Origin of the sequence: Pseudonocardia sp. MH-G8 (assembly GCF_002262885.1) — a bacterium.
In the GTDB taxonomy this organism is placed as follows: Bacteria; Actinomycetota; Actinomycetes; order Mycobacteriales; family Pseudonocardiaceae; genus Pseudonocardia.
This window is the reverse complement of sequence record NZ_NKYF01000009.1, coordinates 117,974-133,216: the sequence shown is the minus strand read 5'-3', so window position 1 is coordinate 133,216 and position 15,243 is coordinate 117,974. Positions and strand designations below refer to the sequence as shown.

General features: G+C 73.6%; 16 protein-coding genes. 4 read left to right on the top strand and 12 right to left on the bottom strand.

The window, feature by feature from the left end; genetic code table 11:
* Positions 1 to 104: 104 nt before the first annotated feature.
* Positions 105 to 872: an HpcH/HpaI aldolase/citrate lyase family protein gene (locus CFP66_RS21665; RefSeq protein ID WP_094926959.1), complete on the top strand. Its 768-nt coding sequence runs from the start codon at positions 105 to 107 to the stop codon at positions 870 to 872.
* A gap of 195 nt (positions 873 to 1,067) precedes the next feature.
* Here CFP66_RS21665 and CFP66_RS21660 read toward each other — a convergent pair whose 3' ends face one another.
* From CFP66_RS21660 to CFP66_RS21615, 9 genes are all read right to left on the bottom strand, one after another.
* The gene (locus tag CFP66_RS21660; RefSeq protein ID WP_094926958.1) at positions 1,068 to 1,733 is read right to left on the bottom strand and encodes an alpha/beta fold hydrolase; all 666 of its coding nucleotides are present in this window, start codon (positions 1,731 to 1,733) and stop codon (positions 1,068 to 1,070) included.
* Positions 1,730 to 2,617, bottom strand: a complete 888-nt coding sequence (locus CFP66_RS21655) for a carbohydrate ABC transporter permease (RefSeq protein ID WP_094926957.1) — start codon at positions 2,615 to 2,617, stop codon at positions 1,730 to 1,732. The genes CFP66_RS21660 and CFP66_RS21655 overlap by 4 nt, the downstream gene beginning before the upstream one ends.
* On the bottom strand, positions 2,614 to 3,483 hold the full coding sequence (locus CFP66_RS21650; protein WP_094926956.1) for a carbohydrate ABC transporter permease: 870 nt from the start codon (positions 3,481 to 3,483) through the stop codon (positions 2,614 to 2,616). The genes CFP66_RS21655 and CFP66_RS21650 overlap by 4 nt, the downstream gene beginning before the upstream one ends.
* Before the next feature lie 20 nt (positions 3,484 to 3,503).
* A complete protein-coding gene (locus CFP66_RS21645) occupies positions 3,504 to 4,823 on the bottom strand; it encodes an ABC transporter substrate-binding protein (protein WP_094926955.1) in 1,320 nt (439 codons plus the stop codon).
* Between the two features lie 6 nt (positions 4,824 to 4,829).
* Entirely contained in the window at positions 4,830 to 6,203 is a 1,374-nt protein-coding gene (hisD, locus tag CFP66_RS21640; protein WP_094926954.1) for a histidinol dehydrogenase, read from the bottom strand.
* A gap of 57 nt (positions 6,204 to 6,260) precedes the next feature.
* Positions 6,261 to 7,406, bottom strand: coding sequence for a YqfO family protein (locus tag CFP66_RS21635; RefSeq protein ID WP_094926953.1), 1,146 nt, complete (start codon positions 7,404 to 7,406; stop codon positions 6,261 to 6,263).
* Positions 7,407 to 7,510: 104 nt separating this feature from the next.
* Positions 7,511 to 8,572: an Rv2231c family pyridoxal phosphate-dependent protein CobC gene (gene cobC / locus CFP66_RS21630; protein ID WP_094926952.1), complete on the bottom strand. Its 1,062-nt coding sequence runs from the start codon at positions 8,570 to 8,572 to the stop codon at positions 7,511 to 7,513.
* A gap of 238 nt (positions 8,573 to 8,810) precedes the next feature.
* Positions 8,811 to 9,560: a hypothetical protein gene (locus CFP66_RS21620; RefSeq protein ID WP_094926950.1), complete on the bottom strand. Its 750-nt coding sequence runs from the start codon at positions 9,558 to 9,560 to the stop codon at positions 8,811 to 8,813.
* Positions 9,561 to 9,851: 291 nt separating this feature from the next.
* On the bottom strand, positions 9,852 to 10,079 hold the full coding sequence (locus tag CFP66_RS21615) for a hypothetical protein (protein WP_143517332.1): 228 nt from the start codon (positions 10,077 to 10,079) through the stop codon (positions 9,852 to 9,854).
* A gap of 257 nt (positions 10,080 to 10,336) precedes the next feature.
* Here CFP66_RS21615 and CFP66_RS21610 point away from each other — a divergent pair, with 257 nt between their 5' ends.
* The 3 genes from CFP66_RS21610 to CFP66_RS21600 are packed head-to-tail and all read left to right on the top strand — an operon-like array spanning position 10,337 to position 11,872.
* Positions 10,337 to 10,525, top strand: a complete 189-nt coding sequence (locus tag CFP66_RS21610; RefSeq protein WP_094926948.1) for a MerR family transcriptional regulator — start codon at positions 10,337 to 10,339, stop codon at positions 10,523 to 10,525.
* Positions 10,526 to 10,583: 58 nt separating this feature from the next.
* Positions 10,584 to 11,036 carry a low molecular weight protein-tyrosine-phosphatase gene (locus CFP66_RS21605; RefSeq protein WP_304528772.1) on the top strand — a complete coding sequence of 151 codons (453 nt, stop codon included), beginning with the start codon at positions 10,584 to 10,586 and terminating at the stop codon, positions 11,034 to 11,036.
* Positions 11,037 to 11,047: 11 nt separating this feature from the next.
* Positions 11,048 to 11,872, top strand: a complete 825-nt coding sequence (locus CFP66_RS21600; protein WP_094926946.1) for a fructosamine kinase family protein — start codon at positions 11,048 to 11,050, stop codon at positions 11,870 to 11,872.
* A gap of 122 nt (positions 11,873 to 11,994) precedes the next feature.
* On the opposite strand, the gene CFP66_RS21595 is transcribed toward CFP66_RS21600, so the two are convergent.
* From CFP66_RS21595 to CFP66_RS21585, 3 genes are all read right to left on the bottom strand, one after another.
* Positions 11,995 to 12,921: a GNAT family N-acetyltransferase gene (locus tag CFP66_RS21595; RefSeq protein WP_094926945.1), complete on the bottom strand. Its 927-nt coding sequence runs from the start codon at positions 12,919 to 12,921 to the stop codon at positions 11,995 to 11,997.
* Between the two features lie 42 nt (positions 12,922 to 12,963).
* Positions 12,964 to 13,623 (bottom strand): GNAT family N-acetyltransferase, encoded by a 660-nt coding sequence (locus CFP66_RS21590; RefSeq protein WP_094926944.1) that lies wholly within the window; start codon positions 13,621 to 13,623, stop codon positions 12,964 to 12,966.
* A 185-nt stretch (positions 13,624 to 13,808) separates the two neighbouring features.
* Positions 13,809 to 15,230, bottom strand: a complete 1,422-nt coding sequence (locus CFP66_RS21585) for a wax ester/triacylglycerol synthase family O-acyltransferase (RefSeq protein WP_369805123.1) — start codon at positions 15,228 to 15,230, stop codon at positions 13,809 to 13,811.
* Positions 15,231 to 15,243: the final 13 nt, after the last annotated feature.

Genomic DNA, 15,243 nt, shown 5'->3' with positions numbered 1-15,243 from the left:
GGCGCGAGCATAGCCGCGCCTGCAGCCGACCTCCTGACGGCTTGACAGGGCAGCCGCCGGCCCGGTTCACTGCCGCGCATACGTATGCTAGCTGGAGGGACGGAATGACGCACGAGACGATCACGGGCGGCCCGGCGGCGCCGCTGCGCTCCCGGCTGCGCGACGGCGAGCGCGCCGCAGGCGGGCTGGTGCGGATGCCGTCCGAGGAACTGGTCGAGATGCTTGCGGTGGCCGGGCTCGATTTCGTGCTCGTGGACTGCGAGCACGGCCCGGCCGACGTCACCGCGCTGCGCCACCACATCGCGCTCGCCGACGCGCACGGGCTGCCCGTCCTCGTCCGGATCGGCGAGGGCGAGGGCGAGCACAATCTCGCCCAGCGCGCGCTCGACCAGGGCGCGCAGGGGATCGTCGCGCCGCACGTCGAGTCGGCGGCCGACGCCACGGAGCTCGTGCGGGCGCTCCACTACCCGCCGCGCGGCGCCCGCGGCTTCGCCACCTACCCCCGCGCGGGCCGCTTCGGCACGGTGCCGGCCGCCGAGCACCGGGCCGCGGCGGCGGCGTCCACCCTCGTGATCGCGATGCTCGAGTCCCCTGCCGCGATCCGCGCCGCCGGCGAGATCGTGGCCGTCGACGGCATCGACGGCTACATGGTCGGCGTCGCCGACCTCGGCGCCTGCCTCGCGCCCGGCGACCCGGGTGTCGAGCAGCTCCTCGCCGCCGTCCGGCGCGACCCGGCGACGGCCGGCACGATCCGCGCCGACCTGGCCACGAGCGCCGAGACCGCCGCGGCGAGCTTCGCCGACGGCGCGCAGCTGGTGGTGCACAACGTCACGCACGTCCTGATGGCGGCCCTGCGCACGCTGCAGGCCTGATCGACCGGCCGTGATCGCGGCGAGCACGATCAGCTCCCTGCTGCTGGGCCGGCTCGGCCGCGACGTCGTGATCATCGCATCGGCGCGCTGACGGCCACATGTGGCCGCGAACGCACCCGATCGGCGATCACGACGCGGCCCGCCGGCGCCCCGACCGCCCGCCGGCCCGTCGCGCCCGCGGAGCCGCCCCGGCCGTCATCCGGACCCGAGCCACGCCGTCAGGTGAGCGCGTACCCGCTCCGGGGCCTCCAGCGTCACCAGGTGGCCTACGTCCTCCAGGACCTCCAGACGCGCTCCGGGGACCAGGGCGGCGATCTCCTCGTGCCGGTCCACCGGGCAGAGCCGGTCCGCGCCGCCGGCCAGCACCAGCGTCGGCACGGCCACGCGGGCCAGCGCCGGGCGCTCGTCGATGCGGGTGGCCTGGGCCTCGAGCTGCCGGTCGAAGTCCGCCGCGCCGAGGTCCTCGGCCATCGCGAGCGCGGTCTCGTCGTGGGCGTGGTCGTGCAGCAGCACCGGGAGCAGGTCGCGCTGCACGTCGCGGGCGGTGCCGTCGGTGGCGAAGGCGGCCCGGGCGGCCGCCCACCCCTCGTACTGGGCCGAGGTCGGGCCGCGGGCGTTCGTCGCGAGCAGCGCCAGGCGCGTGACGCGCTCCGGCGCCGTCCGGACCAGCGCCATCGCCACGATCCCGCCGAGCGAGAGCCCGGCGAGTGCGAACCGGGGCGGCAGCACGTCGAGCAGGGCGTCGACGCAGCCGTCGATGCTCGGGCGGTCGAGCGTGCCGTGCACGACCGGCGCGTCGGGCAAGGCGGTGGACCACAGCCGGGGCGAGCAGCCCATCCCGGGCAGGACGACGAGCGTCATCCCTTGACCGAACCCGAGTTGAGGCCGGCCACGAGATAGCGCTGCGCGATGAACGCGAAGGCCACCACCGGCAGAGTCAGCAGCATCGCCGCGGCCCCGGCCTGCTGCAGCATCGGCAGCGTCTGGCCGAGCTGGGTGGCGATGAACACGGGCACGGTGCGGGCGGTGACGTCGGTGAGGATGTTCGCGGTCAGGTACTCCTGGAACGCGAACAGGAAGACGAAGATGCCGGCCGTCAGGATGCCCGGGCCCATCAACGGGATCATCACACGGCGCAGTGTCGCGAACCGGCTGCAGCCGTCCAGCATCGCGGCCTCGTCGAGCTCCTTGGGGATCTCGGCGAAGAAGTTGCGCAGCAGCCAGATGCTGAACGGCTGGTTGATCGCCACGAGCGCGGCCGCGACGGCGAACGTCGTGTCGTAGATCCCCAGCGAGCGGGAGATGTCGTACATCGGCAGCACCACGGCGAACCGCGGCAGCGCCCGGAAGATCAGCGCGACGATCAGCAGGACCGCGCTGACCCACCCGGGGAACCGGGAGAGCGCGTACGCCGCGGGTAGGCCGATCACCAGCGCGGCGACCGTGCTGATCAGCGCCACGATCAACGTGTTGATCAGGTACTGGTAGAAGAGCGTGGTCTGCCACAGGTCGACGAACGCGGTGAGCGTGGGCTCGTAGGCGAACACCGGCGGGTCGAGGAACGCCACGTCGGTGGGTTTCGTGACCGCCATCGCGGTCCACAGCACCGGGCTGAGCATCGCCCAGCAGACGAGGACGAGGATTCCCCCGACCAGGTAGGTCGAGCCCTTGCGACGCCGCTTCGGATGCGGCGGTGCCGGCGCGATCGCCGGTGCAGGCACGGGGGCCTTCTCCACGACGGTCATGCCTGCCTGGCCTCCTTCGCGATGCCCCGGATGAAGGGGAAGAGCATGAGCACGATCAGCAGGATCAGCAGCACGTTGACCGCGCTGCCGAGCCCGAGCTGCTGGCCACCGTCCTGGAACGCGATGTTGTAGATGTAGAGCATGATCGACTCGTTGCCGAGCTGGACGGCCTGCGGCGAGAGCGGGATGAGCTGGTCGAACGTCCTCAGGATGTCCATGATGGAGATGATCGCGACGAAACCCAGCACGCCGCGGATGCTCGGGATGATCACGTTCCAGTGCGTCCTCGCGGTGGAGGCACCGTCGATGCGCGCGGCCTCGATCAGCTCGCCGGGCACGCCCTGCAGACCCGCGATGATCACCAGCATCGCGAACGGCAGCATGAACCAGACCGTGTCGAGCGCGACCATGAGCCGGTTCGGCCACGGGTCGGTGAACCAGAGCACCTCCTGCCCCGTGACGATCGTGACCAGGTGGTTGACCAGGCCGCCGAAGTTCGCGTCGAACAGCCAGGAGAACATCGTGGCGCCCACGACGTTCGGCACCACGTAGGAGACCAGCAGGATGCCGAGCACCCAGGGCTTGCTGCGGTGCAGGCGGTTCACCAGCACCGCGAGCAGGTAGCCGCCGACCAGGAGCGTCACGGTGACCGCGAGCGTGAGCCCCACGGTGAACAGCACGGCCTGCCCCAGCCGCGCGTCGGACAGCGCCTCGCGGTAGTTGGCCAGGCCGACGAACGTGCCGGCCTCGCCGTAGTTGACGCGCTCGAGGCTCCACTCGATCGTCCGGTAGAGCGGCAGGACCAGTAGTCCGCCCATGACGAGCACGCTCGGGGTCACGAGCGCCAGGAACTCCCGCCGCCGCACGACATCACCTCTATTCCGGGTCAGGGCTGGTACTCGGCCAGGATCTGCGTCGCGATCTCCTGCATCCGCGCGGTGCCCTCGGCCACCGGGATGCCGCCGGTGATCACGTCGGCGACCACGGCGCGCGTGTCGTTGCTGATCCGCGCGGTCCACGGGTAGGGCTCCGCGGGCGGCGCCTTGCCGATCGACTCCTGCGCCGCCTCCGCGTACGGGCTGCTGTCGGCGGTGACGATGCCGTCGCGGGCCGGGTAGGCGGCGGGCACCGCCGCGCGCGACGCGTCCGCGCTCACCGAGGAGGCGATCATCTCGAACAGCAGCGCGGGGTCGTTCTCCGCGTTCGCCGGGATCGACCAGCCGTCCACCGAGAGCACGTTGTAGAGCGTGTCGCCGCCGGCGACCGACGGCGGCGGCGCGAACGCGAACCGGTCGGCGAACTGGCTGTTCGACGGCTGGGTGAGGTCGTTCATCCGGCCGGAGAACATGATCGCCATCGCCGCCGAGCCGTTGTACATCTGCTGCTGCACCCTCGGCTGGTCGAACGTGGTGACCTGCGGGTCCATGAACGGCAGCAGCGCGCGGAGCTCCTCGAACGCCTGCGCGGCCTCCGGCCGGTCGAAGTTGGGCCGCATCGTCGCGGCGTCGACGTAGTCCACCCCGAGCGAGCCGAGCGCCGCGTCGTAAGCGGTGGCGATGTCGGAGCTCGCGAGCAGCGGCATCGCGAGCGGGCGCTCGATCTCCCCCGCCTGCCGGATCGCGGCGGAGACGTCGCGCAGCTCGGCGAACGTCGTGGGCGGTGCCAACCCGAGGGCGTCGAACACGTCCTTGCGGTAGGCCAGCACGTACATCTGGGCCTGCATCGGCAGGCCGTAGAGCTTGCCGTCGTAGGACAGGGCCTGGCGCATGTCGGCGTTGATCTCGCTGAGCCCGTACTCCTGGTCGAACTGCGCCACGAGGTCGTCGAGGGGCTGCAGCTTCTGCTGCGCCGCGTACTGCGGCAGCGCGAAGCTGTAGGTCTCGAGGATGTCGTAGGTGCCGGAGCCGCCCGCCAGCGTCGCGGTGGTCTTCTGCACCTGCCCGGCGAAGTCGATCGGCTCGTGGTTGAGCGCGATGCCGTCCTTCGTGCAGCTCTTCACCATCGTGTTGGTGAAGGGGTCCACCGCCGAGGAGTTGTAGGCGAGCACGTTGACCGTGACGGGCTCGGGCGGCGCCGGTAGGTCGCACGCGACCTGGGCGGCGGACTGCGCAGGCACTCGTGAGCCGGCGCCGCAGGCCGACACCGCGAGGGCGGCGGCCAGGGCGACGGCGACGGTGCGCAGCGCGGTGGCGGATCGGGACATCATCGGCTCCTACCGCGTACTGGGGGACGTCGGGCGTTCATACGCATGCATTGATTCCGGATCATCCGCACCGATCATGTCGAGGCGGATCTGCGCGCTGTCGCGGTGGCCGACGAGCGCCTCGAAGTCGGAGACGGCCACCGTGGGCTCAGCCTGCGTGCGGGTGGCCTCCCGGGTGGCGCGCTGGTAGGTGAGCTGCTTGAGGAAGCCCGCCACCGACAGCCCGCCGGTGTGCGTGGCGCCGCGCGCGGTGGGCAGGACGTGGTTGGTGCCCGACATCCCCTTGTCCGCGTAGACCACCGTGGACCAGGTGCCCAGGAACAACGAGCCGTAGTTGTGCAGCGCGCCGAGCCACCAGTCCAGGTCCTCGGCGAGCACCTCGAGGTGCTCAGGCGCGAGCAGGTCCATCGCCGCGGCCGCCGTCTCGCGGTCGGGCGCCAGGTAGACCGAGCCGTGGTCGCGCCACGCGGCGCCGGCGATCTCGCGGGTGGCCAGCCCCGCGAGCTGCTTCTCGACCTCCCGGGGCACCTCGTGGGCGAGGCGCTGCGAGGTCGTGATCAGGCACGCGGGCGAGGTCGGGCCGTGCTCGGCCTGGGCCAGCAGGTCCGCTGCCACGACCGCGGCGTCCGCCGTGTCGTCGGCCAGCACCGCGACCTCCGACGGGCCGGCGAGCACGTCGATCCCGACCCGCCCGTAGAGCTGCCGCTTGGCCTCCGCGACGTAGGCGTTGCCGGCGCCGACCAGCATGTCGGCCGGCTCGCCGTCCAACAGCCCGAACGCCATCGCCGCCAGCGCCTGCACGCCTCCGACGGCGTAGACGGCCTCGGCGCCGCTCACCTGCGCCGCGTACAGCACGGCGGGGTGCGGGCGGCCGCGGTGCGACGGCGGGGTGCAGGCCACGATGTTCGGCACGCCGGCGACGCGCGCCACGCCGACCGTCATGAAGGCGCTGGCGAGCAGCGGGAACCGCCCGGCGGGCAGGTAGGCGCCGACGTTCTGCACCGGCACGAACCGCTGGCCGCAGACGACCCCGGGCACGACCTCGTCCTCGAAGTCCTGCAGCCGTTCGCGCTGCATCGCGGCGAACCGCCGGGTGCGGTCCGCGCCGGTGTCCAGCGCCGCGCGCACCGCGTCCGGCACCTGGTCCCCCGCCCGGTCCAGCTCCGCGGGCGGCACCAGCAGGTCGTGGCCGGTGAAGCCGTCGAGCTCGGCGGCGTAGTGCAGCACGGCGGGCATTCCTTCGCGCTCGATGCGCGACAGCATCGCCGACACCGTCTCGACGACGGCGGGATCGCGTTCAGCGGGGCAGTCCGGGCCGGCCGGCTCCTTCACGACACCGATCCCGCCGTGCACCCTGCGCTTGTCCCGGTCGGTCAAATGCATACGCATACACTAGGGATCGAGCGGACTCATCGCAAGAGTCGGGGCGGGCCGAGCCCTTCAGTCCGCGGGGCCGCCCACGGTCCAGGGATCGGTGCGCCGCGCGGACACCGCGACGGCGACCCGGTCGCCCAGCGCCGCCCTCACGACACCGGCCGCCTGCGCGCACCACGGCCACTCCGATGCCCAGTGCGCCACGTCGACGAGCGCGGGCGTCGGCTCGCCGACCGTGCCGGCGAGCAGGTGCTCCGCGGCCGGGTGGTGGCGCAGGTCGGCGGTGACGTAGGCGTCGACGCCCGCGGCGGTCGCGGCGCCCAGCGCGGAATCGCCCGCCCCGCCGCAGACCGCGACGGTGCGGACCGGCCGGTCGGGGTCACCCGCGGCCCGCACGCCCCAGGCCGTGGCCGGCAGCGCGGCTCGGACCCGCGCGGTGAACGCGGAGAGCGGTTGCGGGACGGGGAGGGTGCCGATCCGGCCGAGCCCGCGCGTCGAGGGCAGGTCGGCGAGCTCGAACAGGTCGAACGCCGGCTCCTCGTAGGGGTGCGCGGCGCGCAGCGCGGCGACGACCGCCCGCCTGCGCCCACGGGGCAGCACCATCTCCAGCCGCGTCTCGGCCACCCGCTCGAGCCTGCCGACCGCGCCGATCGTCGGGTGCGCGCCCTCGAGCGGCATGAACTGGCCCGTGCCCGCCGTGGCGAACGAGCAGTGGCTGTAGTCGCCCAGCCGGCCGGCGCCGGCCGCCGAGAGCGCGTCATGGACCGCCGTGAGCACCGGGCCGGTCGGGACGAAGGTGATGATCTTGTCCAGCGGCTCCGCAGGTGCCGTGACCAACGGTCCGGAGACGTCCAGCCCGATCGCGGCGGCCAGCGCGTCGGAGACACCGGGGTCGGCCGAGTCGGCGTTGGTGTGCGCGGTGAACAACGCCGTGCCGCCGCGGATGAGGCGGTGCAGCAGCGCACCCTTCGGCGTGTCGGCACCGACCCCGTGCACGCCGCGCAGGAGCAGCGGGTGGTGGGTGACCAGCAACTGGTGGGCGTCCAACGCCTCGTCGACGGTCTCCGGGACGGGATCCACCGCCACCAGCACCGACGACACCGGCTCACCGGGGTCGCCGCAGACCAGCCCGACGGCGTCCCAGTCGGCGGCCAGCGCCGGCGGGTAGGCGGCCTCCAGGGCTGCGATGACCTCGCCCACGGTCGCGCTCATGACTCCTCCTCGGGGGAACGGTCCGATGATCGGTGGGCTCGGGGCAGGTTCCCAGCCGACGAACGGCACTCTCGTTGCTACCTAGCCGACGAGAGTGCCGTTCGTCATGCGGCTGCTGTCCACGCGAGGGCGTCGGCCAGCGCCTCGACGAGCCGGGCGACCTGGTCCGCGGGGCGCACCGCGACGCGGACGTGGTCGGGGCCCAGGCCGGGGAACGTGTCGCCGCGACGCACCGCGATCCCCGCGTCGCGCAGCGCTTCCCGGACCCGCGCCCCGCGCCCCTGCGGCAGGCGGAGCAGCAGGTAGGGAGCCTGTCCCGGCAGCACCGTGACGCCCGGGAGCGCACCGAGGCGCTCCGCCTGCGCTGCCCGCGCCGCCGCGAGCCGCTCCGCGGCGTCCTGGGCCTGCGCCACGGCGGACGGCGCGGAGCAGGCGATCACGGCCTCCAGCGCGAGCGTCGACACCGGCCAGGGCGGGCGCGGCGCGGCCAACCGGGCCAGCAGGGCGGGCTCGCCGAGCGCGTAGCCGGCACGGAGCCCGGCCAGCGCCCAGGTCTTGGTGAGGCTGCGGAACACCAGCAGCCCCGGCACGTCGGCCGCTCCCGCGAGCGTCTCCGGCTCGCCCGGCACCGCGTCGGCGAACGCCTCGTCGACCAGCAGCACGCGGCCCGGGGCGGCGAGCGCCCGCACGTCCGCGGCCGGGTGCTGTACGCCCGTCGGGTTGGTCGGGTTGCCGATGACCACGAGGTCCGCCTCCGCCGGCACCTCCCCCGGCACCAGCCGGTGACCGTCGGCCTCCCGGGTGTGCACGCGCACGACCGGCACCCCGGCCGCCCGCAGCGCGGCCTCGGGCTCGGTGAACCCCGGGTGCACGACGGCGGCCAGCCGCGGGCGCAACGCCGGGAGCAGGGCGAACCCCTCGGCGCTCCCGGCCAGCACGAGCACCTCGTCGGCGCGGCGGCTGTGCCGTGCGGCAACTGCCTCTCGCGCCTGCGCGTCGTGGGCGGCGGCCGGGTAGCGGGCGATCCCGTCGAGCGCGACGACCAGCCGGTCGCGCAACCACGGCGGCGGGCTGCTGCCCTGCACGTTGACCGCGAAGTCGAGCAGCCCCGGGCTCGCGTCGACGTCGCCGTGGTGGCGCAGCAGGTCGGCGGACGCGTGATCCATGCGGGGGAGCCTACGGCGGCCGCGGGGACGTGGCGGCCGCGAGGATCGTGCTGCAGATCATGACCGAGCGGGATCCGAGGCTGAAGCCTGCCCGCCCTCGGTCGGTTCTGCCGCCGATGCGGATCGAGGAAGGCCCACCTGTGATCACGCGGTCGCCCCGTTCGGAGTACGTGCTCACCGACCTGGACGAGGGCAACGGCGAGCACGTCTACCGGCTCCGACGCACAGGCTGAGTGGCTTACGGGTACTTGTCGACCCATCGCCTCAGCAGGTCGGCGGCAAACTTGCGTTGCTGGTCGAGGTCCATCGCCGCCGGGTGGCGCTCCTCGGCGTGCCGCCCACCTTGCAGCGCGGGCCAGCTGTTCGCCGAGTTCTTGAAGGTCTGTTGGCCCGTCGCCGGAAACCCCAACTCGGTCTGTATTCGCGCGAGCGCACCGCCGCCTCGGATCTTCGTGCCCCCGCCGGGGATGAGCGCAAAGTCGTGGATCTCAGCGGCGCTGGCGAACTCGAACGTGGCGTACTCGTGGGTCATGAAGTAGTCGGCGCTGCTCCGGTTCGGGCGGCCGTTGAGGATGAGCGCACTCTCCAGATGCGCGCTCGCTGTGATCCCGTTCCGTGCTCGCCGAGCGAACACCCCCAGCTCGGCACGATCGTGGCCACGGCCGTCGACCGACGCCATCTCGGCCCATTGATCTCCGGCCCGGTTTCGCGAGGTGCCCGGTCCGAGCCCTGTCAGAAGTTCGTCGGCGAGTTGGCCGGCGTCTGCCGCGAACGCTCGAAGGACACAGAGCATGAGTTGGTGCTGGGATGCAGCGGCGCGTCGAGACTCAACCCCGGTCGGATGGCCGTCGATCCAGACGTAGATCCCGCTCGGATTCCATGTCTCCCGCTGAAGGGTGCCCGGCGAGATCGCGCCGGCGATGGCGAGTAATGCTTCCTCGTCAACGTGCTGAACGAGGTGCGGCGCCGGGAAGGCGTGATCCACCATGAGGACGGCACGGTACCGAGGTCACCGTGATGATGCGCCCGACTTCTGGACGAGCGGTTCACGCTGAACCGCTCCCTGCCGCAGCAGAGCCCGGGGCCAACACTGTGCCCCGACCTCTGCGGTCGGTCGCGGTAGGCGGCTCTCAGCGCTCCTGGTGTCGCCCATCGCGCAGATGAACGCGCTCATGCTGCTCGCGGGCATCGGCGACGACCAGCGCCCCGCACATCTCGCACACGCGCACCCGCACCAACCCCACCGGAACGAGCACAAGCCGCAGCAGACGGCGGCGGATCACTGGTGATTGCCGATCAACTCGGCGCGCTCGTAGTTGATCACCTGTGCCTGCATCGCGAGGAAACGCGGCGCACACGGCGCCTTGATCACCATCCGTCCGCCGGGAGTGGTGCACGCCCGGCACGTCCCGGTCGCGTCGTGTTGATCGAGGATGCGGCGGATCAGGACCGGCCAATCGGCCACTGCGGCGGCGAGCCGCTGGTACTCGCGCTCGCTCGCGGTCAACGACGCACCACCGACGGGCGCGTGGGCGCGCGTGTCGGATGAGAAAGTGTTCACGGGTTCGCAGGGCCTCTCTGCGGATCAAGAGCCCTCGGTGGTGTTCCCGCACCGCCGAGGGCTCGCTGCGTCTGTGACGACAGCTACACAGAGAGTACGTCGAAACGCGCAATATCGCGAAGGACAACGTCGGAGCGCATCAGTACGCGTGAGACGCCGCATAGCGCCGTGATCTCCGCTGATCCGCGGCATAACGTGCCCGAGTGCCACCGAAGCTGGTCAGTACCGCCGTCGCCGCCCGGGAGTTGGGCGTGTCGACGCGCACGCTGCAGTTGTGGGCGCAGGCGGGGACTGTGATCCCGGATCTTGTGACCCCGGGCGGTCATGCCCGCTGGGACGTCGAGCGGCTGCGCAGGGAGCTGCGTGACCAGCGGCAACGCGACCCGGAGTGACCCGACCCCAACGTACGCGGAGACTGACCAGGTGCACCCCGAGTCAAAGAGTCTGTCTGTGGTCTTCGTCTGCACCGGCAACATCTGCCGCTCGCCGATCGCGGAGAAGGTGTTCGTCCAGGAGCTGGAACGAGCCGGGCTCGCCGACGCCGTGCAGGTCTCCAGCGCGGGCACCGGGGGCTGGCACATCGGCTCACCGGCCGACGAGCGCGCGATGGCCGTGCTGCAGGGCGGCGGCTACGCCGTGGACCACGTCGCCCGGCAGGTCGACGCGGAGCAGCTCGGTGCCGACCTGATCGTCGCGCTGGACAAGTCGCACCGGCGCGCGCTGCGGTCGATGGTGCCCGAGCCCGACCGGGTGCGGCTGCTGCGCTCGTTCGACCCGGACGCGCCCGAGGGCGCGGAGGTGCCCGACCCGTACTACGGCGACGACGACGGTTTCAGCGCCGTCCTGGCGATGATCCGCGCGGCGATGCCGGGGATGCTGGAGTGGGTCCGCGAGAACCGCTGAGGGACCGGGCGATGCTGACCGTCCTGGGTGTGAACGTCCGCGAGCGGGTTCCGCTCGGGGGTGGCGCCGCCCGCGTCACGCTCGCCGACGGGCGCGTCGTCGTCGTCAAGGACGGTGAGCCGGACGCGGTGAGGGCGGAGGCTGCGGGGCTGCGCTGGCTGGGTGCGGCCGGGGGCCCGCCCGTACCCGCGGTGCTCGAGGTGTCGGGCGGGAGGCTGGTCACCGAGCTCGTCGCGAGCGCCGGGCCCGACGCGGCGGCGGCCGAGGAGCTGGGCCGGGCGCTCGCCCGGATGCACGCCGCGGGCGCCCCCGCGTTCGGCGCCCCGCCGCCGGGCGGGCCCACCGACGCCCGCATCGGTACCGCCCCGATGCGCAACGCTCCCGCCCCGAGCTGGCCGGAGTGGTACGCCGCCGACCGCCTCCTGCCCTACCTGCGGCTCGCCCGTGACGCCGGAGATCTGGACGCCGACGCCGCGCGGGACATCGAGGCGGTCGCGGACCGGCTGCCCGCGCTCGCCGGCCCCGCGGAGCCGCCCGCGCGCCTGCACGGCGACCTGTGGTCGGGCAACGTCCTGTGGTCGCCCACCGGGGCCGTGCTCATCGACCCGGCCGCCCACGGCGGGCACCGCGAGACCGACCTCGCGATGCTCGCCCTGTTCGGCTGCCCGCACCTGGACACCGTGGTCGCCGCGTACGACGAGGCAGCGCCCCTGGCCCCCGGCCTGCTCGAGCGGGTGCCACTGCACCAGTTGTTCCCGCTGCTCGTGCACGTCGTGCTGTTCGGCGGCGGCTACGCGGCGCAGGCGCGCGCCGCGGCCCGGGCCGCCCTGCGCTAGGTGCGCGACTCGGGCGCACCCAGACCCCGACTCGCGGGCAGGGAGAGTGCGCCCACGCCCCGCGAGTCGGGGTGTGGCACCCGCGAGTCGCGCTCTCGGTGTCGCGGATCCGTCGGGCGGGCTCAGCGCCAGTCGTCCAGCAGGCGGACGTCCTCGCGGTCGTAGCCCGGCTCGTTGGGGCGGTGCATGGTGACGCCGGGGATGTCGGTGCGGAAGCCCTCGGCGAGCAGCTGGCGGTAGGCGTCGTGGCGTGCGGTGTTGACGCCGAGCGTGAGCCGGGCGGCCCCGACCTCCGCGGCGAGACCCTGGCAGGCCGCCACCAGTGCGGCGAACGCGGGCCCGGCACCCGGGCCGGGGCGCACCGCGGCGAACTTGACGTAGACGATGCCGCTGCCCGCCTCGGTGCCGGCACCGGTGTGGCAGACGGCGAACCCGCGCGGGGTCTCCGGCTCGCCGATCAGCACGACGTCGCCGAGTCCCTGGTCGAGCACCGCGTTGATCTCGCCGCGGACGTCCAGCCCGGGGTGGATCGCGTCGGTCACGGCCGCGCAGCCGTCCACCAGCGCGGCCCGGGCGGGCGGCGCTGCCGCCGAGAGCCGCCAGCCGAGCACCGGCTCGCCGCCCGTGACCGGGCGGGACATGATCGCGGTCAGGAACCGCGGCCAGAACCCGAACCGCTCGTAGAACCGGTGGTGGTGGGGGCTCTGGGCGAACGTGAAGAGCCCCTGGTGGCGTGCGTCCCATCCGTCGAGGACGTCGACGGCCGCCGCCACGAGCCGCCCGCCGATGCCGTGGCCCCACAGCTTCGGTGTCACCGACAGCGGCCCGAGGTACGCGACGCTCCCCCACCGGGCGAGCAGGGTGGAGCCGGCCAGCTCGCCGTCGACGAAGGCGGCGAGCGCAGCCGTGTGCGTCGCCCGGAACCGCGTGCGGACGAGTGCGGTGTCGCGGTGTACGTCGCCGCCGAGGACGGTGGCGAACGCGTCGCGGAAGACTTCGTCCGCCGCCGCGACGCCCACCGCGTCGAGGGGCCGTACCTCGATGTCCATGCAGGCAGGATGCCGTGTCTCTACTCTGAATGGCCGATGGGGTTACTCCGTTTCGACACCAAGGAGTGACCAGCCGACGTCGGGGAAACCGGCGGCGGCCGCCACCGACGCCGACGCGGTGTTGCCGCGGGCGTGCACGTAGGTGGGGACGGCGCCTTCGTCCAGGACGCGGCGGGCCGCCTGCGCCACGAGCCGGCGGGCCAGTCCGCGTCCACGCGCCGCCGGCGCGGTCACGACCGCGAGCTCGCGGCCGTGCGCGTCGTGCTCCTTCACACCGACCCCGGCGAGGTGCTCGCCGCCGACGGGGTCCACCGCGACCAGGACGTCGCCGCCGAAGGGGCGCAGCCACTCGGGCACCGTCGGGTCGCCTGCCGGGAGCCACTCCCCCGCGTCCGGCAGCGGGGCGGGCGCGACGCACCACCGGAACACCCCGTCGAACCAGCGGCCCGGCAGGCCCGTCGCCGCGGGGATCCCCACCGGGTCGCGACCCTGGTCGAGCCAGGCCGTGACGACGGCGGCCGACGACGGCGGCACCGAGAGCACGCCGTGCGCCGGCGTGGTGACCCCGAGGACGCGGTGCAGGCCGCCGTCCCAGCCGGGCTCGTCGCGGGCCGCCGAGCCGACGACGGTCAGCCCTGGCCGATCGCCCGGCCACCGGCCGAGCCAGGCGTGCAGGTGCGCGGCAAGCCGACCCTCGATCACGGCCGCGAGTACACCACGTACCCGCGCGGCCTGGCACGACTCGGACGCGCCAGACCCCGACTCGCGCGCACAGGAGCCCGACTCGCGGGTGGCGTGCCCGCTCCCGCGTGTCGGGGTCTCACCCCCGCGAGTCGGGGCCACACCCCCGCGAGTCGGGGACCCGTCCGCGCGAGTCGGGCAGGCGGTCAGGACAGGGCGACCAGCTCGGCCAGGGCGTCGGCGAGGACGGCGGCGAGGACGTCGACGTCGGGAAGGGCGTCGCGGTCGGCGGTGAGGCCGTAGTGCACGCCACCGTCGTAGGAGGTGATCCCGACGGCGACGGCCTGCCCGCCGGCCAGCGGGACCACCGGGAACATGTCGAGCATCCGCGCGCCCATGGCGTAGAGCGGCCGTGGCGGCCCGGGCACGTTGGTGACCAGCACGTTGTAGAAGTTGCTGGAGTACTGGCTGGCCAGCCGCGCGCCGAGGCTGTGCACGATCGGCGGCGCCAGGCCGACCAGGCGCATGAGGGTGGAGGCGGCCACCGCGTGCCCGCCGCGCTTGTGCACCTCCATCGCGTCCCGCAGGACCGCCAGCCGGGCCAGCGGGTCCTCCTCGGTGACGGGCAGGTCCACCAGGTAGGCCGAGATGCTGTTGCCGGCAGGCACGTCGGTGCCGCCACGGGCCCGGGCCCGCACGCTCACCGGCACCATCGCGCGGACGGCGGTGTCGACGGTGAGCGGCTCACCGCGGCTGATCAGCCACCGGCGCAGGGCGCCCGCCACCACGGCGAGGATCACGTCGTTGACGGTGCCGCCGTGCGCCTTGCGGACGGCCCGGTGGTCGGCGAGCGCGGTGCGGGTCATCCCGTAACGGCGCTGCTGGCCGGTGGCGGCGTTGAGCGGCTGGACCGGCCGGGTCGCCGCGGCGCTGCGGCCCGCCGCGAGCACGCCGTCCACCGTCCTCCCGACCACGGAGACGGCCTCGCGGACGTCGCTGAGCGCGCGCCCGGCCGCGTCCAGCACGTCACGGGGACGGCGCAGCGCGTGGGCCGCCGCGGAGGCCGCGAGCTCCACCGCCGACGGCTCCGGGGCGGGCTGCCACTCGTCGGCGGGTGTCTCGCGCGGCTGCGGGGTGCGGTCGAGCAGGACCGCCCCGATGTCCATCGACGCGAGGCCGTCGACCATCGCGTGGTGGCTCTTGGTGACCACCGCGAACCGGCCGTCGGTCATCCCCTCGATCAGGTAGACCTCCCACAACGGCCGGGAGCGGTCCAGCTGGCGGGCCAACAGCCGCCCGACGAGGTCGAGCAGCACCTCCTCGGTGCCCGGTGCGGGCAGCGCGGAGCGGCGCACGTGGAAGGCCAGGTCGAACTCCGGGTCGTCCACCCACACGGGCAGCCCGAGCCCGCCGGGCACCTCCCGCACCTTCTGCCGGTAGCGCGGCACGAGCGCGAGCCGGTGGCCGATGAGCGCGGTGAAGGCATCCGGGTCGAACGGGCCGTCCGCCGGCGGGGCGAACGTCATGACCGCGCCGACGTGCATCGCCGCCGTACGGTGCTCGGCGAACAGGAACGACGCGTCGAGCGGCGAGAGTCGGTCGACCACGCCGCCATTCTTCCCGCTCACGGGCCGTGAGTGG